We start from the raw sequence: 21,948 nt of genomic DNA, 5'->3' as shown, positions 1-21,948 counted from the left end.
CCGAAAATTAATACCACTTGAATACCATGTCAATGCCAGTACTTTGCCGTTGGCGTGGGAAAGGCGGCCCTGTTGAGTGCGGGAAATGGGGTTTGGTATCAAGTGGTATTAGAGGTGGGGGTTTTGAGCGCAAAGATCGCAGCCTGGGGTAACGCTTGCCGGGGAGATTGGTATCTTCCCGGCAGTCATTACTGCAGGCTGCGATCTTTTGAATTTATTTTTCGAGGAGCGACCGAAGGTAGCGCTAAGAAGAAGGACTCGGTGCTTTTGTGGCGAGGGAGCTTGCTCCCGTTGGGCTGCGAAGCAGTCCTGAAATCAGCGAATGCGGTGTCAGGTCATTTTTTGGGGCCGCTTCGCAGCCCAGCGGGAGCAAGCTCCCTCGCCACAGGTAAAGGGGGTTACGGCCGAATCTCGATCATCGTGCCATCCGGCACCAGGCCCCAGACCTCACGCATGTCCATGTTGCGCATGGCAATGCAGCCGTCGGTCCAGTCCAGGGTGTGGAACAGGTCTTCCGGGTTTTCTTCGGTATCTGGTGTGCCATGGATCATGATCATGCTACCCGGATCGACGCCTTCACGCCGGGCGCGGGCAGCGTCGCTGATGTTGGGGTAGGAGATGTGCATCGACAGATTGAATTTATCGCTGACCTTGCGCCAGTCCAGCCAGTAAAAACCTTCAGGCGTGCGTCTATCGCCTTCCATCAGTTTTTGGCCTTTCGGATTTCTGCCCAGGGAAATGCGATAGGTCTTGAGCGGCTTGCCGTCATTGATCAATTGCAATTGGTGGGCGGATTTGAGCACCAAAACTTTTTCGATGACTTTGCCGTTCAGGGTTTCCGCAACGGAAGCCTGTGACAGAGTGACGAACGACAAGCAAACCACGGCAAGCAACCAGCGCATTGAAACGATATCCCTGAAAGGTGTCGCGACTATTTAGTTATAGGTGATTCTGGAGCCAGGAGCTTTAGGTGATGGCAGGCTGAGCAAGCGGCGGGATCGACTCGGACCGCACGGGGTAGACCTCGGTCCGCCGGTCAGCGAAGAAGCATTCTAAGGTACGACCCACCGTGCGGAAAGCCAACTCGGACCACGGGATGTCGGCTTCGTCGAAAAGCTGCACTTCCAGGCTTTCGGGGCCGGCAGAAAAATCCGGGTCCACCAGCTCCGCGCGAAAGAACACATGCACCTGACTGATGTGCGGCACGTCGATCAACGTATAGATGCTCAGGTTGCGCACCCGCGCACAGGCTTCCTCGGCGGTCTCGCGAATGGCCGCCTGCTCGATGGTTTCACCGTTTTCCATGAAACCGGCGGGCAGGGTCCAGTAACCGAGCCGAGGCTCGATGGCGCGTCGGCACAGCAACACTTTCGAGCCCCAGGTCGCCACGCAGCCGGCGACGATATTGGGGTTCTGATAGTGAATCGCTTGACAGCTGTCACAGACAAAACGCAGGCGCGAGTCGCCTTCGGGAATGCGTTGGGTGACCGGGTTACCGCACTGACTGCAAAATTTCATGCTGGGGTTCCTGAATGCTGCGCCTATCTTGGCGTGCGGCGGTGTCTGTCGGCAAGTTGTCGTTTAGCGACATGCAGTGGTTATGGGGTTGGGCGGCCGGTTCGATTGGTGCATGATGCATAGGGTCTGTTGACGTTTGCTGACGAACTGCGTTGGCGCGCAACGCGGTTCGTCAGCAAACGTCAACAGACCCTACGGCCAACAGATCGAGAAGACTCATGCTGGACGAGCTACTGCATCGAGTAAGCAACCACACCCCACGCACAATGGAAACCGACAAACGTTTCCCCGAAGCCGCGGTATTGGTACCCATCACCCGTAGTGACGAACCGGAGCTGGTTCTGACCCTGCGCGCCAGCGGGCTCTCGACCCATGGCGGTGAAGTCGCCTTCCCGGGTGGGCGGCGCGACCCCGAAGACCCGGATCTTATTTTCACCGCGCTACGGGAGGCTGAAGAAGAAATCGGCTTGCCACCGGGGCTGGTCGAGGTGATCGGCCCGCTGAGCCCGTTGATCTCCCTGCATGGCATCAAGGTCACGCCGTATGTCGGAGTGATTCCGGGTTTTGTCGAGTACCTGGCCAACGATGCCGAGATCGCCGCCGTGTTCAGTGTGCCTCTGGAGTTTTTCCGTGAGGACCCAAGGGAACACACCCACCGCATCGATTACCAGGGGCGCAGTTGGTACGTGCCGAGTTATCGTTACGGCGAGTATAAAATCTGGGGCCTGACGGCAATCATGATTGTCGAGTTGATCAACCTGCTCTATGACGCCGACATCAGCCTGCACCACCCGCCCAAAAGCTTTATCAATACTTGAAGCCATCGTTCGTATGGCGTGAACCGCGGCTGCCTGAGCCTTGAGGACAACAAGATGAAATATCGCCTGGGCGATGCCCGCGTCGAAACCCATCCGCAGAGCTGGGTTGCACCCAATGCCGTGCTGGTGGGCAAGGTCAAACTGGAAGAGGGCGCCAACGTCTGGTTCAACGCCGTGTTGCGTGGCGACAACGAATTGATCCTGATTGGCAAGAACAGCAACGTCCAGGACGGCACGGTGATGCACACGGACATGGGCTACCCGCTGACCATCGGCACCGGCGTGACCATTGGCCACAACGCGATGCTTCACGGCTGCACCGTGGGCGATTACAGCCTGATCGGTATTAATGCAGTGATTCTCAACGGCGCGAAAATCGGCAAGAACTGCATCATCGGCGCCAACTCGCTGATCGGCGAGGGCAAAGAGATTCCCGACGGTTCGCTGGTCATGGGCTCGCCCGGCAAAGTAGTGCGTGAACTGACCGAGCAGCAAAAGAAAATGCTGGAGGCCAGCGCCGCGCACTATGTGCACAATTCGCAGCGTTACGCCCGTGATCTGGTCGAGCAGGAAGAATGAACGCCACCGAACGACCGGTCCTCTCGCCATGCGTGAACATCTGCGCGTTGGACGAAGATGATATTTGCACCGGGTGTCAGCGCACGGTCGAAGAAATCACGCGCTGGAGTCGCATGGACAACGAAGAACGCCGCAGGGTTTTGGGGCTGTGCCATGAGCGGGCCAAGTCGAGCGGGTTGATCTGGATGTTGCCTTCCAGATCCGATTCCTGAGCCTTGTGAGCTTTTGTGGCTGATGAGGTTTTTTTGGCGAGGGCGCTTGCTCCCGCCGGGCTGCGAAGCAGCCACATAGCTGACAAACACATTCAACCTGACACACCGCGCCCCCTGACTTCAGGGCCGCTGCGCGACCCAGCGGGAGCAAGCGCCCTCGCCACAGGTTATTTGTAAAGCCGAGATGGTAATCTGTGCGCCAAATTGACAGGTATCCCGCCACCTCATGTTCTTCCTGATCGCCTATATCAGCAGCGTCGTGCTGATCAACTACGCCTTCTCCACCGCCCCGCACCTGGACATCATCTGGTCGGCCTGGGGCGGGTTGGTGTTTGTCCTGCGCGACATGGTGCAAACCCGCTTCGGCCACGGCGCGATCGCGGCGATGCTCGCAGCGTTGGTCCTGTCCTATGTCACCTCCGATCCGTCCATCGCGCTGGCCAGCGCCACGGCCTTCGCGGTGTCCGAATGCATCGACTGGCTGGTGTTCAGCATCACCAAGCGTCCGTTGCACGATCGCCTGTGGATAAGTTCGGCCCTGAGCATTCCCCTCGACACCTTCATCTTCTTCGGCATGATCGATGCTTTCACCCCGGCCGTAATCCTTACCGCCATGGGCTCGAAGTTCGCCGGCGTGACGGTCGTGTGGCTGATCATGGCCTGGCGCTTGCGCAAACAGGCTGTTGCCAGCTGAAGCCAAACCTTGCGGTTCATGTAAAATGCCGCGCTTTCTCCCCATGGGAAGCGCGCCAGGCGCCGCGACCCTCGATGATCCGCTTCTTGAGGACCTGAGATGACCCGTATCGGAACTCCATTGTCGCCAACCGCGACCCGCGTATTGCTGTGTGGCTGTGGTGAGTTGGGCAAGGAAGTGGTAATCGAGCTGCAACGCCTGGGCGTTGAAGTGATTGCCGTCGACCGTTACGCCAACGCGCCGGCCATGCAAGTTGCGCATCGCAGCCACGTTATCAACATGCTCGACGGCGCCGCCCTGCGTGCCGTGATCGAAGCCGAAAAGCCGCACTTCATCGTGCCGGAAATCGAAGCCATCGCCACCGCGACCCTCGTGGAGCTGGAAGCCGAAGGCTTCACCGTGATCCCGACCGCTCGCGCCGCGCAGCTGACCATGAACCGTGAGGGCATCCGTCGCCTGGCTGCCGAAGAGCTGGACCTGCCGACCTCGCCGTACCATTTCGCCGACACTTTCGAGGACTACAGCAAGGCCGTCCAGGATCTGGGCTTCCCGTGCGTGGTCAAGCCAGTGATGAGTTCGTCGGGCAAAGGCCAGAGCCTGCTGCGCAGCGCCGATGACGTGAAATCCGCTTGGGATTACGCTCAGGAAGGTGGCCGCGCCGGTAAAGGTCGCGTGATCATCGAAGGCTTTATCGACTTCGACTACGAAATCACTCTGTTGACCGTGCGTCACGTCGGCGGCACGACCTTCTGCGCACCCGTCGGTCACCGGCAGGAGAAGGGCGACTATCAGGAATCCTGGCAGCCACAAGCCATGAGCCCGATTGCCCTGGCCGAATCCGAGCGCGTTGCCAAAGCCGTCACCGAAGCACTGGGCGGTCGTGGCCTGTTTGGTGTCGAGCTGTTCATCAAAGGTGATCAGGTGTGGTTCAGCGAAGTGTCGCCGCGCCCGCATGACACCGGTCTGGTCACCCTGATTTCCCAGGACCTGTCGCAGTTCGCGCTGCACGCACGGGCGATCCTGGGCCTGCCGATTCCGTTGATTCGCCAGTTCGGGCCATCGGCGTCGGCGGTGATTCTGGTGGAAGGGCAGTCGACCCAAACTGCGTTCGCCAACCTCGGTGCTGCGTTGAGCGAACCGGATACGGCGCTGCGCCTGTTTGGCAAACCAGAGGTCAATGGCCAGCGCCGGATGGGCGTGGCGTTGGCGCGGGATGAGTCGATCGAAGCGGCTCGTGCCAAGGCAACCCGTGCTTCTCAGGCAGTCGTGGTAGAGCTGTAAACCGAGGCGCGGCAGGCTAGCTCCCACAGGGATATTGGTTGGTCACAGATTTTGTGTACACCCAATTTCCATGGGGGAGCCAGCCTGCTGGCGATGCTTCTGCTTCAGGTCACCCGATTCAAATCGTTATGTCGCGTCTCCTTCAGGCATAGCACCGCAATCAAACTCAGCACCGCCGCCCCAGACACATACCCTCCGACATAACTCAGACCGCCCATCGCCACCAGTTTCTGCGCGAAAAACGGCGCCGCCGAGGCCCCGACGATTCCGCCCAGGTTGTAGGCTGCGGACGCGCCGGTATACCGCACATGCGTTGGAAACAGCTCCGGCAGCAACGCGCCCATCGGTGCAAACGTCACGCCCATCAGAAACAGCTCGATGCACAGGAACAGCGCCACGCCCCAGGTCGAGCCTTGGGTCAGCAGCGGTTCCATCAAGAATCCCGACAGGATCGCCAAGACGCCGCCAATGATCAGCACCGGTTTGCGCCCGTAGCGGTCGCTGGCCCAGGCGGACAACGGCGTGGCGGCGGCCATGAACAGGACGGCGAAGCACAGCAGCCCAAGGAAGGTTTCGCGGCTGTAGCCGAGTGTCGACACGCCGTAACTCAATGAAAACACCGTCGAGATGTAGAACAGCGCGTAGCACACGACCATCGACCCTGCCCCCAGCAACATCGGTACCCAGTACTGGCTGAACAGCTCGACCAGCGGGATCTTCACTCGCTCCTGACGTGCCATGGCGTTGGCAAACACCGGGGTTTCGTGGAGTTTGAGGCGCACATACAGGCCCACCATCACCAGTGCGGCGCTGAGCAGGAACGGAATCCGCCAGCCCCAAGAGCGGAACTGCTCGTCATTCAGGGTCATGGCGAGCGTCAGGAACAGACCGTTAGCCGCCAGAAAGCCAATCGAGGGGCCGAGCTGCGGGAACATGCCGAACCAGGCGCGCTTGCCTTTGGGCGCATTCTCCGTCGCCAGCAGGGCCGCACCGCCCCATTCGCCGCCCAGCCCAAGGCCTTGGCCGAACCGCAGCACGCAGAGCAGGATCGGCGCCCAGGCTCCGATGCTGTCATAGCCCGGCAATACGCCGATCAACGTGGTGCACACACCCATCAATAGCAGCGAAGCGACCAATGTCGATTTGCGCCCGATGCGGTCACCGAAGTGCCCAAACAGCGCCGATCCCAAGGGGCGGGCGAGGAATGCGATGCCGAAGGTGAGGAACGCCGACAGCATCTGGGCGGTGCCGGAGGTCTGCGGAAAGAACACCGGACCGATCACCAGCGCCGCAGCGGTGGCATAGACGTAGAAGTCGTAAAACTCGATGGCGGTGCCGATAAAACTCGCCGTGGCCACGCGGGTGGCGGAGTTCGTCGGTTGGGTAGGCGCGTCGCTATAAGTCGTGCTGGTCGTCATGCGGTTATCCCTGACAGTCATGTGCCCCAGTGGAGCGAATTATTATGGTCGAACACCCAGGGATGTGGGAGTGAGGCGCGGCCGCTGTTCAAGGTAGGAACAGTCGTCGGTGTGGTGCGGAAAGTGCCGATGGTCTGGCCGGAACCTGCTGCGTGCGGGGTAAGCACGTGGTTCGGCCGGGGCTTGGGTAAGCGGATTCGATTATAGGAAGGTGGCTAACGATCTAACAAGGGGCTTGGGATTGGCGAGGTCTTTGTGGCGAGGGGGCGTTCCGACAAGCCTCTCGCCACGGTGTTATGTGTCCGACATCAAATCACTGTCGGAACGGAGCTGGTATGCCAGATCAAAACCTGAGTAACCCGATTGTCTTCCGTCTCCAGAATTTCCAGCCGATAACGCCCGATCTTCAGGCATACCGCACTTTCTGGAATGGTCTCCAGTGCCTCGGTCACCAAGCCGTTCAGGGTTTTCGGGCCGTCGCTGGGCAGGTGCCAGCCCAGGCTCTTGTTCAATTCGCGAATCGACGCCGCACCTTCGATCATCAGTCGGCCATCGGCCTGCGGGTGGATGTGCGGGTTGTCCAGGCTGTGCTGACTTTCGAATTCGCCGACGATTTCTTCGAGAATGTCTTCCAGGGTCACGATGCCAAGTACTTCGCCGTACTCGTCGACCACCATGCCCAGGCGCCGCTGCTGTTTGTGGAAATTCAAGAGTTGCAGTTGCAACGGCGTGCTTTCCGGCACGAAGTACGGTTCGTGGCTGGCGGCCAGCAACGCTTCCAGGGTCAGGCTCGCATCGGGTAGCAAGTGGCGGATCTGCCGGGTATTGAGCACGGCTTCGACCTGATTGATGTCGCTGTGAAACACCGGCAGGCGGGTGCGCTTGTTGTTGCGCAGTTGCTCGACGATCTCTGCGAGGGAGTCGTCGAGATTGATCCCGTCGACGTCACTTCGCGGCACCAGAATGTCGTTGACCGTGATGTTGTCGAGCGCGTGGATGCCCGTCAGCGGGTGAGGGCGGCAGACGGCTTCGTGATCGTCCTTGCGCTCGCCGGGGCTCTCGTCTTCGCTCTGTTGCACCACCTTGACCTTGCGGGCAAACGGTCGCATCAGCAGCCGGGTGAAGCCATTGAGCAGCCAGGCGGCCGGGTAGATGATTTTCAGCGGCGCACCGAGCAGCGTGTTGCCCAGGGCCAGGACGGCGTCGGGATAGCGCACGGCGAGGGCGCGCGGCAGGTAGTCGGCGAACACCAGCAGTGCGATCCCGGCGCCCAGGCAGGCAATCCACGGGCCGTTTTCCGCCCAGATGAAGATCGCCAGCAAGGTGCTGATGACCACTGCCAGTGCGCGGCACAGGGTATTGCAGAAGATCAGGCTGTTGAGCGGGAAGCTGAGCTTCGCGACCGGTTTGTCGCTGGAACGCGAGGCGGTGCGCTGGGCCAGCAAGTGCTGTTGTGCGGATTCGATGGCGGTAAACAGCCCCGACCATAAAATCAGCAGGGCCAATACCGCGAGCATCGGCCCTTTGGGCAAGTCGTCCATTAATGCCGCCCGTCAGATGTGCAGGATGTATTCACGGACCAGCTTACTGCCGAAGTACGCCAGCATCAGCAGGCAGAAACCGGCGAGGGTCCAGCGAATGGCCTTGTGTCCGCGCCAGCCGAGGCGGTTACGGCCCCATAGCAGCACGCTGAAGACGATCCAGGCCAGGCAAGCCAGCAAGGTTTTGTGCACCAGATGCTGGGCAAACAGGTTGTCGACAAACAGCCAGCCAGAGAGCAGCGATAACGACAGCAGTGTCCAGCCGGCCCAGAGGAAGCCGAACAACAGGCTTTCCATGGTTTGCAGCGGCGGGAAGTTCTTGATCAGGCCCGACGGGTGTTTGTGCTTGAGCTGATGGTCTTGCACCAGCAGCAGCAAGGCTTGAAACATCGCGATGGTGAACATGCCGTAAGCGAGGATCGACAGCAGGATGTGCGCGAGAATGCCCGGCTCTTCGTCGATGACCTGCACCGTGCCGGCAGGGGCGAACTGCGCCAGCAGCACCGTGGCGGCACCGAGCGGGAACAGCAATATAAGCAGGTTTTCCACCGGGATCCGCGAACAGGCCAGCAGGGTCAGGGCGATGACCGCCGCCGCAATCAGGCTGGCGGCGCTGAAAAAGTCCAGTCCCAGGCCGATCGGTGTCAGCAGGTGGGCGAACAGGCTGGCACTGTGAGCCAGCACGGCAAGCACGCCAAGCGTGACCAGCAGGCGTTTGTTCGCCTTGGCACCAGTGGCCAGGCGAGTGCCTTGATAGATAGTCGCAGCGGCGTATAAGCAGGCGGCGGCGAGGGTAGTCAGCATACTGGGTGACAAGGGGAGCATAAATCCTGTTAGGCAAGCCCGAAAGGCGCTGAGTTTGGCATAGAACTCCCGCAGCACGAAAGACCATGCAACCTGACGACGAGGTGTCCGCCAGACGCAGTCTTCGCTATAATCCGCGACCTGCCCACGCCGCAGGCTCGCCGAGCACATGTTTATTCCGGTCTGGGCCGCCATTATCCCGGTCTACACAGGGCCTGAAAGGATCGCGCAATGTTTGAAAACTTAACCGACCGTCTCTCGCAGACGCTGCGCCATGTCACCGGCAAGGCCAAGCTGACCGAGGACAACATCAAAGACACCCTGCGCGAAGTGCGCATGGCGTTGCTCGAAGCCGACGTCGCCTTGCCGGTGGTGAAAGACTTCGTCAATTCGGTCAAGGAGCGCGCCGTCGGCACCGAGGTGTCTCGCAGCCTGACGCCGGGCCAGGCCTTCGTGAAGATCGTCCAGGCCGAACTCGAAAGCCTGATGGGCGCCGCCAACGAAGACTTGAACCTGAGCGCCGTTCCACCGGCCGTGGTCCTGATGGCCGGTTTGCAGGGTGCGGGTAAAACCACCACTGCCGGCAAACTCGCGCGTTTCCTTAAGGAGCGCAAGAAGAAGTCGGTCATGGTCGTGTCCGCGGACGTTTACCGTCCGGCGGCGATCAAGCAGCTGGAAATGCTCGCCGGTGAAGTTGGCGTCACCTTCTTCCCGTCCGACCTGAGCCAGAAGCCGGTCGACATCGCGCGAGCGGCTATAAAAGAAGCAAAGCTCAAGTTTATTGATGTGGTCATCGTCGATACCGCCGGTCGTCTGCACATCGACGAAGAGATGATGGGCGAGATCAAGGCCTTGCACGCCGCGATCAACCCGGTCGAAACCCTGTTCGTGGTCGACGCCATGACCGGCCAGGACGCCGCCAACACGGCCAAGGCCTTCGGCGACGCCTTGCCGCTGACCGGTGTGATCCTGACCAAGGTCGACGGCGACGCCCGTGGCGGTGCCGCACTGTCGGTTCGCGCCATCACCGGCAGGCCGATCAAGTTCATCGGTATGGGCGAGAAGAGCGATGCGCTCGAACCGTTCCACCCTGAGCGTATTGCTTCGCGCATCCTCGGCATGGGCGATGTGCTCAGTCTGATCGAGCAGGCGGAAGCGACCCTCGACAAGGACAAGGCCGACAAACTGGCCAAGAAGCTGAAGAAGGGCAAGGGCTTCGACCTCGAAGACTTCCGCGATCAGTTGCAACAGATGAAGAACATGGGCGGCCTCGGTGGCCTCATGGACAAACTGCCGAACATCGGCGGCGTCAATCTGGCGCAGATGGGCAATGCCCAGGGCGCGGCAGAGAAACAATTCAAGCAGATGGAAGCCATCATCAATTCCATGACCCCGGCCGAGCGCCGCGACCCTGAGCTGATCAGCGGTTCGCGCAAACGCCGGATCGCCATGGGTTCCGGCACCCAGGTGCAGGACATCGGTCGCTTGATCAAGCAGCACAAGCAGATGCAGAAGATGATGAAGAAATTCTCCGCCAAAGGCGGAATGGCCAAAATGATGCGCGGTATGGGCGGAATGTTGCCCGGCGGCGGCATGCCGAAAATGTAAAGAATTCGCGCAAGGGCTTGCTCTTGCGCAGCCCACACGGAAGTGGGATCTCCAGCAAACCCGCACTTGGCGGGAGCTGACTGGCCGTTTTCAACGACGGCTCTATAGCAAATCTTGATGGCGACCGGAAGGCCGCCGGAAAAAGTCATTTGCAAAAGTCCGGATATTCCTTAGAATATGCGGCCTTTCGGGCACCTATGCCCGCTGTGCCTTTAGATTTGCAGCACCGACTACAGGAACGATGTTCACATGCTAACAATCCGTCTTGCCCTTGGCGGCTCCAAAAAGCGCCCGTTTTACCACTTGACCGTAACCGACAGCCGCAACCCGCGCGACGGTTCGCACAAGGAACAGGTTGGTTTCTTCAACCCTGTTGCTCGTGGTCAAGAAGTCCGTCTGTCCGTGAACCAAGAGCGCGTAGCCTACTGGCTGAGCGTTGGTGCACAACCTTCTGAGCGTGTTGCTCAGTTGTTGAAGGATGCATCTAAGGCTGCGGCCTGAGCAATATGAACGCGACGCCTGCCATTGCTGATGATTTGATCGTTATCGGCAAGATTTATTCTGTTCATGGCGTTCGCGGCGAAGTGAAGGTTTATTCCTTTACTGATCCGACTGAAAACCTGTTGCAGTACAAAACCTGGACGCTCAAGCGCGAAGGCAATGTGAAACAGGTCGAGCTGGTCAGCGGACGTGGGAACGACAAGTTCCTGGTCGCAAAGCTCAAGGGTCTTGATGATCGTGAAGAAGCTCGTCTTCTGGCCGGTTATGAGATCTGCGTGCCGCGCAACCTGTTCCCTGAATTGACCGACGGCGAGTACTACTGGTACCAGCTGGAAGGTCTGAAGGTTATTGATCAACTCGGGCAATTGCTCGGGAAAATCGATCATCTTCTGGAAACCGGCGCCAATGATGTAATGGTGGTCAAGCCTTGCGCTGGCAGCCTGGATGATCGCGAACGCCTGTTGCCCTATACGGAGCAATGCGTGTTGGCCGTTGACCTTGCCGCAGGCGAGATGAAGGTGGAATGGGATGCGGACTTCTAAGCGTGGCTAACTTGCGCGTAGAAGTGATCAGTTTGTTTCCCGAGATGTTCTCCGCCATCAGCGAGTACGGCATCACCAGTCGTGCGGTGAAACAGGGGCTGTTGCAGCTCACCTGTTGGAATCCGCGAGACTACACGACGGATCGGCATCACACTGTGGACGATCGCCCATTTGGCGGTGGTCCGGGCATGGTGATGAAGATCAAGCCCCTGGAAGATGCTCTGGTTCAGGCCAAGGCAGCAGCCGGGGAGGCGGCGAAGGTGATTTACCTGTCCCCCCAAGGCCGTCAACTGACTCAGTCGGCGGTACGCGAGTTGGCGAATCTGGATGCATTGATCCTGATTGCCGGCCGCTATGAAGGCATTGACGAGCGTTTTATTGAAGCTCATGTCGATGAAGAGTGGTCGATTGGCGACTATGTACTGTCTGGCGGCGAGCTGCCGGCGATGGTCCTGATCGATGCGGTTACACGACTGCTGCCTGGAGCTTTAGGGCATGCGGACTCCGCCGAGGAAGATTCCTTTACGGATGGTTTGCTGGATTGCCCGCACTACACCCGACCGGAGGTGTATGCGGATCAGCGTGTTCCCGACGTGTTGCTAAGTGGCAATCACGCGCATATCCGGCGTTGGCGTTTACAGCAGTCCCTTGGTAGGACCTTTGAACGACGCGCCGATCTTCTGGAAAGCCGCTCGCTTTCTGGAGAAGAGAAGAAGCTGCTCGAGGAATACATCCGCGAGCGGGACGATAGTTAACAACGTATCGATGGTAGATCCGACGATCTACCTTAGGAGCACAGCATGACTAACAAAATCATCCTTGCACTCGAAGCAGAGCAGATGACCAAAGAGATCCCTACCTTTGCCCCGGGCGACACCATTGTCGTTCAGGTGAAAGTGAAGGAAGGCGACCGTTCGCGTCTGCAAGCGTTCGAAGGTGTTGTTATCGCCAAGCGTAACCGCGGCGTAAACAGTGCTTTCACCGTTCGTAAAATCTCCAACGGTGTTGGCGTAGAGCGTACTTTCCAGACCTACAGCCCGCAAATCGACAGCATGGCCGTTAAACGTCGCGGTGACGTACGTAAAGCCAAGCTGTACTACCTGCGTGACCTGTCCGGTAAAGCAGCTCGCATCAAGGAAAAACTGGCTTAAGTCCAGCTTCCGATGCAGAAAAAAGCAGCCTACGGGCTGCTTTTTTGTTGCCTGCGATTTATCTTTCGTGACCGTACTGTCGGTCTTGCCTGAGCTTATATGCCCGCCATCGATCATCCATTGATAGACCAATTCCTCGACGCGCTGTGGCTGGAAAAAGGTCTTTCCGATAACACTCGCGATGCCTATCGCAGCGACCTGGCCTTGTTCAATGGCTGGTTGCAGGAAAAGGGTCTGGAGCTGATCAGCGCCGGCCGCGAGTTGATCCTCGATCACCTGGCCTGGCGTCTGGAACAAAACTACAAACCCCGTTCGACGGCGCGATTCCTCTCCGGAGTGCGTGGGTTTTATCGTTATCTACTCAGGGAAAAGCTGATCGCGGTCGATCCGACCTTGCGCGTCGATATGCCCCAACTCGGTAGGCCTTTGCCTAAGTCTCTGTCGGAAGCAGACGTGGAAGCGCTGCTGAAGGCGCCGGACTTGAGCGAAGCTATCGGTCAGCGGGACCGCGCCATGCTCGAAGTGCTTTATGCGTGCGGCTTGCGGGTGACGGAGTTGATCAGCCTGACGCTGGAGCAGGTCAATCTGCGTCAAGGCGTGCTGCGGGTCATGGGCAAAGGCAGTAAGGAGCGCCTGGTTCCGATGGGCGAGGAGGCGATTGTCTGGGTCGAGCGATACATGCGCGATGGCCGCCAGGAACTGCTCGGCGGGCGTCCCAGCGATGTCATGTTCCCCAGCCAGCGCGGTGAGCAGATGACCCGCCAGACCTTCTGGCATCGCATCAAGCACCAGGCCAAGGTCGCCGGGATCGGCAAGTCGCTGTCGCCGCATACCTTGCGCCATGCGTTCGCCACGCACCTGCTCAACCACGGCGCCGACCTTCGGGTGGTGCAAATGCTGCTCGGCCACAGCGACCTGTCGACCACCCAGATCTACACCCACGTCGCCCGCGCACGCTTGCAGGACTTGCACGCCAAACACCACCCGCGCGGCTGACGGATGGAACAAATCACCGGTGGCGAGGGCGCTTGCTCCCGCTGGGGCGCGAAGCGACCCCAAAACTATGGACCACGGCTAATCAGGAAAATCGAGGTGCCTGTCTTACGACTGCTGCGCAGTCGAGCGGGAGCAAGCTCCCTCGCCACAACACGTGTTATCAGATGCGCACCATTATGTGTGTTGCGTCAGGCGCATTCGGCCACAGGAGCCTTATGTGGTAGGCTTTGCCGGTTTGCACGATGGGCGGTTATGACCCGGTGTTTCGGCACGGGCGTTCTGATCGTCCCATTTGTCCGCCTTCAGGAGTTCTCATGCGTCTGACCCAGATTTTCGCCGCCGCAGCCATTGCGTTGGTCAGTACCTTTGCCGTCGCCGATGACGCGGCCGACAAAGCCATTCGTAAAAGCCTGGAAAATCTCCAGCTGGAAGTACCGGTAGAAAGCATCTCCGCCAGTCCGTTGCCGGGCCTGTATGAAGTCAAACTGCAAGGCAGCCGCGTGCTCTACGCCAGCGCCGACGGCCAATACGTGGTGCAGGGCTACCTGTTCCAGCTCAAGGACGGCAAGCCGGTCAACCTGACCGAGAAGACCGAACGCCTGGGCGTGTCCAAACTGGTCAACGCCATCCCGGTTGCAGAAACCGTGGTCTACCCGGCGATCGGCGAAACCAAATCGCACATCACCGTGTTCACCGACACCACCTGCCCGTACTGCCACAAACTGCATGCCGAAGTGCCTGAGCTGAACAAGCGCGGCATCGAAGTGCGTTACGTCGCGTTCCCGCGCCAGGGCCTGGGCTCGCCGGGTGACGAACAGTTGCAAGCGGTCTGGTGCTCGAAAGACAAGAAAGCTGCCATGGACAAAATGGTCGACGGCAAGGAAATCAAGGCCGCCAAGTGTGATAACCCGGTTTCCAAGCAGTTCGCCCTCGGTCAGTCGATCGGCGTGAACGGCACACCGGCCATCGTTTTGGCTGACGGTCAGGTCATTCCGGGCTACCAGCCTGCGCCACAAGTCGCCAAACTGGCGCTGGGCGCGAAATAATTCGCATCGTCACGGCCAGCCTTTGACGATCATGGTCCGGCGGCACCATTTGCCGGGCCATTAATAGAGAGCCGCGAGCATGCGGCTGTTTTCACGGCCGGCCTTGAGTCGGCCGTTTTATGGGGAGTTCACAGTGAAACCGGTCAAAGTAGGCATCTGTGGGTTAGGGACCGTCGGTGGCGGTACCTTCAACGTACTTCAGCGCAACGCCGAGGAAATTGCTCGTCGTGCCGGGCGTGGAATCGAAGTGGCACAAATTGCCATGCGCACGCCAAAGCCTCAGTTCCAAACGACCGGTATTGCGATTACCAACGATGTCTTCGAAGTGGCCACGAACCCTGAGATCGACATCGTTATAGAGCTGATGGGCGGCTACACCGTTGCCCGCGAGCTGGTACTCAAGGCCATCGAGAATGGCAAGCATGTGGTCACCGCGAACAAGGCACTGATCGCCGTTCACGGTAATGAGATTTTCGCCAAGGCACGTGAGAAAGGCGTGATCGTGGCGTTCGAAGCGGCTGTGGCCGGTGGCATTCCGGTGATCAAGGCGATCCGTGAAGGCCTGTCCGCCAACCGCATCAACTGGGTCGCCGGGATCATCAACGGCACCGGCAACTTCATCCTCACCGAAATGCGCGAGAAGGGTCGCACCTTCGAAGACGTACTCGCCGAGGCGCAAGCCCTGGGTTACGCCGAAGCCGATCCGACCTTCGACGTTGAAGGCATCGACGCGGCCCACAAGCTGACGATCCTGGCCTCCATCGCCTTCGGCATCCCGCTGCAGTTCGACAAGGCTTACACCGAAGGCATCACCAAGCTGACCACCGCTGACGTGAACTACGCCGAAGCGCTGGGTTATCGCATCAAGCACCTCGGCGTCGCTCGCAGCACCGCGTCCGGTATCGAGTTGCGCGTGCACCCCACGTTGATCCCGGCCGATCGTTTGATCGCCAACGTCAACGGCGTGATGAACGCGGTGATGGTCAACGGTGATGCGGCCGGTTCGACCCTGTTCTACGGCGCGGGCGCCGGCATGGAGCCGACGGCTTCGTCGGTGATCGCCGACCTGGTGGACGTGGTTCGCGCCATGACCTCCGACCCGGAAAACCGTGTGCCGCACCTGGCCTTCCAGCCGGATTCGTTGTCGGCGCACCCGATCCTGCCGATCGAAGCGTGCGAAAGTGCTTACTACCTGCGCATTCAGGCGAAAGACCATCCGGGCGTACTGGCCCAGGTCGCGAGCATCCTGTCGGAGCGTGGCATCAACATCGAATCGATCATGCAGAAAGAAGTCGAAGAGCATGACGGTCTGGTGCCGATGATCCTGCTGACTCACCGTGTGCTGGAACAGCACATGAACGACGCGATCGCCGCGCTGGAAGCCCTGGCAGGCGTGGTCGGTCCGGTCGTCCGGATCCGCGTCGAGCATCTGAACTAAACAAAAGCAGCGGCAAGCTGCGAGCTTCAAGCGAAAAGTCAAAGGCACTCTGGCTTTTACTTGCCGCTTGTAGCTTGAGACTTGAAGCTCAAACCAAAGGTTTGCCCCTATGCGTTATATCAGTACCCGCGGCCAGGCACCGGCCCTGAATTTCGAAGATGTCCTGCTGGCCGGTCTTGCCACCGACGGTGGTCTGTACGTCCCGGAAAACCTGCCACGTTTCACCCAGGAAGAAATCGCTTCCTGGGCTGGCTTGCCGTATCACGAGCTGGCCTTCCGGGTGATGCGCCCGTTCGTTACCGGCAGCATCCCTGATGCCGATTTCAAAAAGATCCTTGAAGAAACCTACGGTGTGTTCTCGCACAGCGCCGTGGCACCGTTGCGTCAGCTGAATGGCAACGAATGGGTGCTCGAGCTGTTCCACGGCCCGACCCTGGCGTTCAAAGACTTCGCCCTGCAACTGCTCGGTCGTCTGCTCGACTACGTGCTGGAAAAACGCGGCGAGCGCGTGGTCATCGTCGGCGCGACCTCCGGTGATACCGGTTCGGCCGCCATCGAAGGCTGCAAGCACTGCGAAAACGTCGACATCTTCATCCTGCACCCGCATAACCGCGTGTCCGAAGTGCAGCGTCGCCAGATGACCACCATCTTCGGCGAGAACATCCATAACATCGCCATCGAAGGCAACTTCGATGACTGCCAGGAAATGGTCAAGGCCAGCTTCGCTGACCAGAGCTTTCTCAAGGGCACGCGTCTGGTGGCGGTGAACTCGATCAACTGGGCGCGGATCATGGCCCAGATCGTTTACTACTTCCACGCAGCCCTGCAGTTGGGCGGCCCGGCGCGCTCGGTATCGTTCTCGGTGCCGACCGGCAACTTCGGCGACATCTTCGCCGGTTACCTGGCACGTAACATGGGCCTGCCGATCAACCAGTTGATCGTCGCCACCAACCGCAATGACATCCTGCACCGCTTCATGAGCGGCAACCAGTACGTCAAGGAAACCCTGCACGCCACGTTGTCGCCGTCGATGGACATCATGGTGTCGTCGAACTTCGAGCGTCTGCTGTTCGATCTGCACGGTCGCAACGGCGCAGCGATTGCCGGTTTGATGGACAGCTTCAAGCAGGGCGGCGGTTTCAGCGTCGAACAGGAGCGCTGGACCGAAGCCCGCAAATTGTTCGATTCCCTGGCCGTGGATGACGCGCAAACCTGCGAAACCATTGCCGAAGTCTACGAGCAAACCGGCGAACTGCTGGATCCGCACACCGCCATCGGCGTGAAGGCCGCGCGCGAATGCCGTCGTAGCCTGGATATTCCAATGGTGATCCTCGGCACGGCCCATCCGGTCAAATTCCCGGATGCAGTGGAGAAAGCCGGCGTAGGAAAAGCGCTTGAACTACCTGCACATCTTTCTGATTTGTTCGAGCGAAATGAGCGTTGCACCGTGTTGCCGAATGATTTGAAAGCCGTGCAGGCCTTTGTCAGTCAGCATGGCAACCGCGGCAAGCCGCTGTAACCACTCAAAGCTGTCACATTTTGAAGCCCGTCTCCTGACGGGCTTTCTCATTTCTGCATGCCACACTTGTCGTGTTTTCGCCCCAGAAAGGATGGGCGAGTTGATTGCGAAGGAAGTGGTAATGCGGTTTTTCAGAGGGTTCAAACCAGCCGTGTGCTGGATGTTTTTGATCGGCGTCCTGGGCTTGGATCAAGCAGGGACGGCCGCGCAATTGGCGACGCCCGAGTCCAGGGGGGCGGGCGTCGGCGCAATCATCGAACTGGATGCTCAGGAACTGAGGTGGGTTGCCGAGCATCCGCAAGTCATCGTCTCGTCGGTGCAATACCCGCTTTATCTGTTCAAGGATGAACACGGTCAGTGGAGCGGTCTGAACAACGACCTGCTCAATCGCATCAGTGCCATGACGGGTTTGCAGTTTGTTCACGAGGAGTCGTTTTCCACCGACCAACTGCTTGGGCGTCTGGAAAGTGCCGAGGCGGACATGAGCACAACGCTGGCGATGAATGACGAGCGTAAGGCGTTCCTGGATTTCAGTCATGCGTTCGGTGGCGCTGGATGGGTGTTTGTCGGACGGGCAGACGCACCGGTCGTGCACTCCCTGGCGCAGTTGGCGAAAAGAGTGCTGGTGTTGCCGGCCCGGCACGCACTCGAAGGCACGATTCGCCGCGACTACCCGGCGATAGAGTTGCGCACGGTCAAGACTTACGCCGAGGCCAGGGCGCTGGTTGAAAGTGGTGAAGCCTTTGCCACCATCGAAAATGAAATCGGGGCGCAGCTCTATCCGTTGGGGCAACTCAAGGTCGGCCGGGCCGTGGAGGGCAAGTGGGAGGCTGATCACCTCGCGGTACGCAAAGGCCAGTCGCCGCTGCTGAGCATTCTCAACAAGGCGCTTGAGGCCTTTCCTGCGGCCGACTTGCGTGCCATTCGCCTGAAATGGCTCAGCGGTATCGCGCCCGTCGAGTCGCCTTCTCGCTGGCGGCAGCTGACTCACTGGTTTTGCTGGGGCATGTTTATCGTCAGCCTGTTCGGTCTGCTTTCCTTGCTCTGGAATCGCAGGCTCGCGGCACTGATCAAGCAGCGCGCAGACGCTGAGAAGGGGCTGGGCGATCAGCTTGCGTTCCAGCATGCGTTGATCGACGCCATGCCCGATCCGATGTTTGTTCGTGATCTGCAAGGGCGTTTGATCATGTGCAACAAAAGTTATGAGGAGAGCCTCTGCACCCGTTTTGACCAGGTTCAAGGGCGACAGCTGGTTGAGCTCGATGTCCTGCCGGCGGAAACCGCAGCGCTGCTGCATGCCGAATTCATGGCGCAGATGGAGACTCGAAAGCCACGCTTCAGTGAACGTCAATTGCTGTTCAACAACGGGGTCAGGGACATCTACCAATGGACGGTGCCGTTCTACAGCGTCGACGGCCAATTGCGAGGGTTGCTGGGGGGATGGACTGATATCGGTCACCGGACAAGGCACCTGTGAACAGTCTGTTTTTTCCCTGTCATCTTTTCCGTGCATGCTCTATCGACCAGGGACGCCGACGCGTCTGCACCTGGAATCCAGAACTTTCTTCTCGGGTCGGTGGTCATTTACTGTGAACACACCCCAGGCACTTTGTTTTCGGACTATTGAGTGGTGATCGAGATGGAAAGTATCAGTCTATTGCTCGGTGAGGCTCTGAGCCCGTATCAGGTCAAGCTGACCCCGTCGGGCGCCCATGGCGAATGCCTGGTGACACTGAAGAATGCGACCGGCGCGATCGTGGTCGAACGGGCGTTCAATCAAGCCCAGTTAACCGATTACCGTCTGCTGACGGATGTCGTCGACGGCTTGCACCGCGACGTGCTGATTGCCGAAGGACGGCTGGAACCCTGCGTCATCGCGGCGCTGCGCAATGCGGCTCAGGATAAGGTCCTGGCCAGTCGAAATTGAATTGTTCTTTTGTGGGAACCTTCCTGCGCTCAGGTCGTCAGACCATGTAACAGCAGGATCAAGCATTGTGCTCCGGTGCTTGTAGCTTGCTGCCACTGGTCTTTATGTAGGCCACGTTTAACCCCGAGTCGTCTCCCCACTTCTCGGGGTTTCTTTTGCCTGCGATTTGTCATTGCCCGGCCTGATTCTCGAAAAAGGCTTTGGCTTCTTTCAGGTAGTCGTTGCGTCTTTCGGGGTCCAGCCACTCAGCGTACAGCTGGTCCAGTCGCTCATGGGGCAGGGTGCGTAACAGTTCATTGATCTCTTGGATGGCCTTGCGGCCCTGGACTGTACCGGAGCAGCCAATGTGCCCCGACAGGTATTTGCCCGTGCCCTTCACCGGGTAAAATTCCAGCTGATCGTCGGCGATGTGCTCTCGATTAGCCTGATAGCGAATTTCCGGCCAGTACCCCAGAACCATTTGCAAACGGCCCAGGCGCTGCATCTGCAACAGGCTGGCAAGGGCATCGTTACCGTAATGGGGAGCCAGTGCGTCCGGTGGCGCCAGTTTCAGCAGCGTGTCGAGGACTTGGCCGTAACTGCGCTCGGCGACGACCCCGATTTTCTTTTGGCCACTGGCCAGCAGAGCCGCAAGATCGACTTCGCCGTCGATCAGAAAAGGATCCAGCTGCGCGCGGTCTTCCCGGCGGACGACAAGTCCATTGCTCACCGCGCGGAAGGCCGGAATGGAGAACGCAATCCATTGTTCGCGCTCTTTGGTCCAGACCAGTGACGGATCGCAGGTAAACGATTCTTCGCGGAGCATTTGCATGGCGCGGGCCCGGTTGACTCGCATCAGGGTGTGCTCGTATTGCGGCATCCCGGCTATCAACAGCGGCAGGATCTGATCGACAATCCCCTGACCTTTTTTCGGGCCTTCAAAGATCATCGTGGGTGGCAAGTCGCGGAGTAACCAGATCAGCGTCGCTTTGGGTTGTGCCCAAACGGGTGTCGCCAGTGCGGCCAATAGCCCCAATACCGCCGCTGTACGCCAGTTGCGGGTGTTGTGAGTGGCTGTTGAAAGCAGGCGTTTCAGCTTAGATGGCCCCGTCTTCGCGCAGCTTGGCAATCTGTTGCGGGTCGTAACCAAGATCGTTGAGTACCTGCGCGTTGTGCTCGCCTAACTGCGGCCCGACCCATGCGCAATCGCCGGGTGTCTCAGAGAGTTTCGGCACAATCCCCGGCATCTTGAAGTCTTTGCCGTCCGGCAGCTTGGCCTGCAGGAACATTTCCCGGGCCAGATACTGCGGGTCACTGAACATGTCTTCGGCGCTGAAGATCCGACTGACAGGCACATCGGCCTGATTCAGCTGCGTGAGCACGGTGTCCAGCGGCTGCGAATTGACCCAGCGATCGATCACCCCGTAAATCTCGTCACGGCGGCTGTCGCGGCCATCATTGCTGGCCAGCGCCGGGTCGTTGGCCAGGTCTTCGCGACCGATGACCAGCATGAAGCGTTTGAAGATTGCATCGCCATTGGCGCCTATCTGCACATGCTTGCCGTCGGCGCTGGTGTGGATCGAGGAGGGCGTGATGCCTGGCATGATGTTGCCGGTGCGCTCGCGAATGAAACCGAACACATCGAACTCCGGCACCATGCTTTCCATCATGGCGAAGATTGCTTCATACAGCGCCACGTCCACCACCTGGCCCTGGCCACCGTTGACCTCGCGGTGACGCAACGCCATCAGTGCGCCAATCACACCCCATAGCGCGGCAATCGAGTCACCGATGGAAATCCCGGTGCGCACCGGTGGCCGGTCTTCGAAACCGGTGATGTAGCGCAGGCCGCCCATGGATTCACCAACAGCGCCAAAACCGGGTTGATCCTTCATCGGCCCGGTCTGGCCGAAGCCCGACAGCCGTACCATCACCAGTTTCGGGTTGAGGACGTGCAAGACGTCCCAGCCCAGGCCGAGTTTTTCCAACACGCCAGGGCGAAAATTCTCGATCAGGATGTCCGCTTCGGCCAGCAGCTTTTTCAGGATTGCCAGGCCGTCAGGGTGTTTCAGGTTCAGGGTCAGGGATTTTTTGTTGCGGGCCTGGACGAACCACCACAGCGAGGTGCCTTCGTAGAGTTTTCGCCATTTGCGCAGCGGATCACCGCCGTCGGGGGATTCGATCTTGATCACTTCGGCGCCGAATTCACCGCAAATACGCGAGGCAAACGGGCCGGCGATCAAGGTGCCCAATTCGATGACTTTCAGACCTGAGAGCGGTTTGGCGGTGAGCGGCATGCTGGATCCTGTAGGACAAAGGCTGAGCGGATATAGCCTTTTAACATAGCCCAACGTCAGAGGACCAAGGTTGATCGCC

Annotated in this window: 23 protein-coding genes; 16 read left to right on the top strand and 7 right to left on the bottom strand. The window is 59.2% G+C overall.

What is annotated here, in order from left to right:
• Positions 1-398 precede the first annotated feature (398 nt).
• Both AB4N91_RS21460 and AB4N91_RS21455 read right to left on the bottom strand, forming a co-directional pair.
• Positions 399-902: a L,D-transpeptidase family protein gene (locus AB4N91_RS21460; RefSeq protein WP_083374948.1), complete on the bottom strand. Its 504-nt coding sequence runs from the start codon at positions 900-902 to the stop codon at positions 399-401.
• Positions 903-966: 64 nt separating this feature from the next.
• Entirely contained in the window at positions 967-1,518 is a 552-nt protein-coding gene (locus tag AB4N91_RS21455) for an NUDIX hydrolase (RefSeq protein ID WP_010463029.1), read from the bottom strand.
• Between the two features lie 218 nt (positions 1,519-1,736).
• On the opposite strand from AB4N91_RS21455, the gene AB4N91_RS21450 reads away from it, so the two are divergent.
• From AB4N91_RS21450 to purT, 5 genes are all read left to right on the top strand, one after another.
• On the top strand, positions 1,737-2,336 hold the full coding sequence (locus AB4N91_RS21450) for a CoA pyrophosphatase (RefSeq protein WP_010463027.1): 600 nt from the start codon (positions 1,737-1,739) through the stop codon (positions 2,334-2,336).
• Between the two features lie 54 nt (positions 2,337-2,390).
• The gene (locus AB4N91_RS21445) at positions 2,391-2,915 is read left to right on the top strand and encodes a gamma carbonic anhydrase family protein (RefSeq protein WP_007944857.1); all 525 of its coding nucleotides are present in this window, start codon (positions 2,391-2,393) and stop codon (positions 2,913-2,915) included.
• Positions 2,912-3,127: a DUF1289 domain-containing protein gene (locus AB4N91_RS21440; RefSeq protein ID WP_010463023.1), complete on the top strand. Its 216-nt coding sequence runs from the start codon at positions 2,912-2,914 to the stop codon at positions 3,125-3,127. Before AB4N91_RS21445 ends, AB4N91_RS21440 begins: the two co-directional genes overlap by 4 nt.
• Before the next feature lie 226 nt (positions 3,128-3,353).
• A complete protein-coding gene (locus tag AB4N91_RS21435) occupies positions 3,354-3,821 on the top strand; it encodes a preQ0 transporter (RefSeq protein WP_010463021.1) in 468 nt (155 codons plus the stop codon).
• 99 nt (positions 3,822-3,920) lie between these two features.
• A complete protein-coding gene (purT, locus tag AB4N91_RS21430) occupies positions 3,921-5,102 on the top strand; it encodes a formate-dependent phosphoribosylglycinamide formyltransferase (RefSeq protein ID WP_154911834.1) in 1,182 nt (393 codons plus the stop codon).
• 104 nt (positions 5,103-5,206) lie between these two features.
• Here the strand turns inward: purT and AB4N91_RS21425 are convergent, their stop codons facing one another.
• The 3 genes from AB4N91_RS21425 to AB4N91_RS21415 form a co-directional block, all read right to left on the bottom strand.
• Positions 5,207-6,520: an MFS transporter gene (locus tag AB4N91_RS21425; RefSeq protein WP_010463018.1), complete on the bottom strand. Its 1,314-nt coding sequence runs from the start codon at positions 6,518-6,520 to the stop codon at positions 5,207-5,209.
• Positions 6,521-6,828: 308 nt separating this feature from the next.
• Positions 6,829-8,061 carry a transporter associated domain-containing protein gene (locus tag AB4N91_RS21420; protein ID WP_460111761.1) on the bottom strand — a complete coding sequence of 411 codons (1,233 nt, stop codon included), beginning with the start codon at positions 8,059-8,061 and terminating at the stop codon, positions 6,829-6,831.
• Positions 8,062-8,073: 12 nt separating this feature from the next.
• A complete protein-coding gene (locus AB4N91_RS21415; RefSeq protein WP_042932342.1) occupies positions 8,074-8,886 on the bottom strand; it encodes a cytochrome C assembly family protein in 813 nt (270 codons plus the stop codon).
• A 210-nt stretch (positions 8,887-9,096) separates the two neighbouring features.
• Here AB4N91_RS21415 and ffh point away from each other — a divergent pair, with 210 nt between their 5' ends.
• The 11 genes from ffh (at position 9,097) to AB4N91_RS21360 (ending at position 19,593) form a co-directional block, all read left to right on the top strand.
• Complete coding sequence (gene ffh, locus AB4N91_RS21410) at positions 9,097-10,473, top strand: signal recognition particle protein (protein ID WP_145306854.1); 1,377 nt, start codon at positions 9,097-9,099, stop codon at positions 10,471-10,473.
• A 249-nt stretch (positions 10,474-10,722) separates the two neighbouring features.
• The gene (gene rpsP / locus AB4N91_RS21405) at positions 10,723-10,974 is read left to right on the top strand and encodes a 30S ribosomal protein S16 (protein ID WP_010463010.1); all 252 of its coding nucleotides are present in this window, start codon (positions 10,723-10,725) and stop codon (positions 10,972-10,974) included.
• Between the two features lie 5 nt (positions 10,975-10,979).
• On the top strand, positions 10,980-11,516 hold the full coding sequence (gene rimM, locus AB4N91_RS21400; RefSeq protein ID WP_010463008.1) for a ribosome maturation factor RimM: 537 nt from the start codon (positions 10,980-10,982) through the stop codon (positions 11,514-11,516).
• On the top strand, positions 11,498-12,271 hold the full coding sequence (trmD, locus tag AB4N91_RS21395) for a tRNA (guanosine(37)-N1)-methyltransferase TrmD (RefSeq protein WP_154503229.1): 774 nt from the start codon (positions 11,498-11,500) through the stop codon (positions 12,269-12,271). The genes rimM and trmD overlap by 19 nt, the downstream gene beginning before the upstream one ends.
• 45 nt (positions 12,272-12,316) lie before the next feature.
• Positions 12,317-12,667 carry a 50S ribosomal protein L19 gene (gene rplS / locus AB4N91_RS21390; RefSeq protein ID WP_003175895.1) on the top strand — a complete coding sequence of 117 codons (351 nt, stop codon included), beginning with the start codon at positions 12,317-12,319 and terminating at the stop codon, positions 12,665-12,667.
• 99 nt (positions 12,668-12,766) lie between these two features.
• Complete coding sequence (gene xerD, locus AB4N91_RS21385; RefSeq protein ID WP_154911832.1) at positions 12,767-13,663, top strand: site-specific tyrosine recombinase XerD; 897 nt, start codon at positions 12,767-12,769, stop codon at positions 13,661-13,663.
• A gap of 314 nt (positions 13,664-13,977) precedes the next feature.
• Complete coding sequence (dsbC, locus tag AB4N91_RS21380; RefSeq protein ID WP_010462985.1) at positions 13,978-14,709, top strand: bifunctional protein-disulfide isomerase/oxidoreductase DsbC; 732 nt, start codon at positions 13,978-13,980, stop codon at positions 14,707-14,709.
• 133 nt (positions 14,710-14,842) lie between these two features.
• A complete protein-coding gene (locus AB4N91_RS21375; RefSeq protein ID WP_010462982.1) occupies positions 14,843-16,147 on the top strand; it encodes a homoserine dehydrogenase in 1,305 nt (434 codons plus the stop codon).
• A 109-nt stretch (positions 16,148-16,256) separates the two neighbouring features.
• Positions 16,257-17,666 carry a threonine synthase gene (gene thrC, locus AB4N91_RS21370; protein ID WP_010462981.1) on the top strand — a complete coding sequence of 470 codons (1,410 nt, stop codon included), beginning with the start codon at positions 16,257-16,259 and terminating at the stop codon, positions 17,664-17,666.
• Positions 17,667-17,787: 121 nt separating this feature from the next.
• Positions 17,788-19,143, top strand: a complete 1,356-nt coding sequence (locus tag AB4N91_RS21365) for a transporter substrate-binding domain-containing protein (protein ID WP_154911831.1) — start codon at positions 17,788-17,790, stop codon at positions 19,141-19,143.
• 162 nt (positions 19,144-19,305) lie between these two features.
• Positions 19,306-19,593, top strand: a complete 288-nt coding sequence (locus AB4N91_RS21360; protein WP_010462977.1) for a DUF3509 domain-containing protein — start codon at positions 19,306-19,308, stop codon at positions 19,591-19,593.
• A gap of 169 nt (positions 19,594-19,762) precedes the next feature.
• Here the strand turns inward: AB4N91_RS21360 and AB4N91_RS21355 are convergent, their stop codons facing one another.
• Complete coding sequence (locus tag AB4N91_RS21355) at positions 19,763-20,722, bottom strand: TIGR02285 family protein (protein WP_049870738.1); 960 nt, start codon at positions 20,720-20,722, stop codon at positions 19,763-19,765.
• Positions 20,670-21,869 (bottom strand): CaiB/BaiF CoA transferase family protein, encoded by a 1,200-nt coding sequence (locus AB4N91_RS21350; protein ID WP_154911830.1) that lies wholly within the window; start codon positions 21,867-21,869, stop codon positions 20,670-20,672. The genes AB4N91_RS21355 and AB4N91_RS21350 overlap by 53 nt, the downstream gene beginning before the upstream one ends.
• Between the last annotated feature and the right edge of the window lie 79 nt (positions 21,870-21,948).

This window comes from Pseudomonas sp. H3_D04 (assembly GCF_054669175.1).
This window is presented reverse-complemented; position numbering and strand designations above follow the sequence as displayed.

Bases quoted from the DNA above. Each gene is read 5' to 3' on its own strand.
- AB4N91_RS21450 (WP_010463027.1), top strand. From the start codon at position 1,737: ATGCTGGACGAGCTACTGCATCGAGTAAGCAACCACACCCCACGCACA.
- thrC (WP_010462981.1), top strand. From the start codon at position 16,257: ATGCGTTATATCAGTACCCGCGGCCAGGCACCGGCCCTGAATTTCGAA.
- rpsP (WP_010463010.1), top strand. From the start codon at position 10,723: ATGCTAACAATCCGTCTTGCCCTTGGCGGCTCCAAAAAGCGCCCGTTT.
- AB4N91_RS21415 (WP_042932342.1), bottom strand. From the start codon at position 8,886: ATGCTCCCCTTGTCACCCAGTATGCTGACTACCCTCGCCGCCGCCTGC.
- AB4N91_RS21445 (WP_007944857.1), top strand. From the start codon at position 2,391: ATGAAATATCGCCTGGGCGATGCCCGCGTCGAAACCCATCCGCAGAGC.
- AB4N91_RS21435 (WP_010463021.1), top strand. From the start codon at position 3,354: ATGTTCTTCCTGATCGCCTATATCAGCAGCGTCGTGCTGATCAACTAC.
- purT (WP_154911834.1), top strand. From the start codon at position 3,921: ATGACCCGTATCGGAACTCCATTGTCGCCAACCGCGACCCGCGTATTG.
- AB4N91_RS21425 (WP_010463018.1), bottom strand. From the start codon at position 6,520: ATGACGACCAGCACGACTTATAGCGACGCGCCTACCCAACCGACGAAC.
- AB4N91_RS21460 (WP_083374948.1), bottom strand. From the start codon at position 902: ATGCGCTGGTTGCTTGCCGTGGTTTGCTTGTCGTTCGTCACTCTGTCA.
- AB4N91_RS21350 (WP_154911830.1), bottom strand. From the start codon at position 21,869: ATGCCGCTCACCGCCAAACCGCTCTCAGGTCTGAAAGTCATCGAATTG.
- AB4N91_RS21420 (WP_460111761.1), bottom strand. From the start codon at position 8,061: ATGGACGACTTGCCCAAAGGGCCGATGCTCGCGGTATTGGCCCTGCTG.
- AB4N91_RS21365 (WP_154911831.1), top strand. From the start codon at position 17,788: ATGCGGTTTTTCAGAGGGTTCAAACCAGCCGTGTGCTGGATGTTTTTG.
- trmD (WP_154503229.1), top strand. From the start codon at position 11,498: ATGGGATGCGGACTTCTAAGCGTGGCTAACTTGCGCGTAGAAGTGATC.
- AB4N91_RS21440 (WP_010463023.1), top strand. From the start codon at position 2,912: ATGAACGCCACCGAACGACCGGTCCTCTCGCCATGCGTGAACATCTGC.
- AB4N91_RS21360 (WP_010462977.1), top strand. From the start codon at position 19,306: ATGGAAAGTATCAGTCTATTGCTCGGTGAGGCTCTGAGCCCGTATCAG.
- AB4N91_RS21455 (WP_010463029.1), bottom strand. From the start codon at position 1,518: ATGAAATTTTGCAGTCAGTGCGGTAACCCGGTCACCCAACGCATTCCC.
- rplS (WP_003175895.1), top strand. From the start codon at position 12,317: ATGACTAACAAAATCATCCTTGCACTCGAAGCAGAGCAGATGACCAAA.
- rimM (WP_010463008.1), top strand. From the start codon at position 10,980: ATGAACGCGACGCCTGCCATTGCTGATGATTTGATCGTTATCGGCAAG.
- ffh (WP_145306854.1), top strand. From the start codon at position 9,097: ATGTTTGAAAACTTAACCGACCGTCTCTCGCAGACGCTGCGCCATGTC.
- dsbC (WP_010462985.1), top strand. From the start codon at position 13,978: ATGCGTCTGACCCAGATTTTCGCCGCCGCAGCCATTGCGTTGGTCAGT.
- xerD (WP_154911832.1), top strand. From the start codon at position 12,767: ATGCCCGCCATCGATCATCCATTGATAGACCAATTCCTCGACGCGCTG.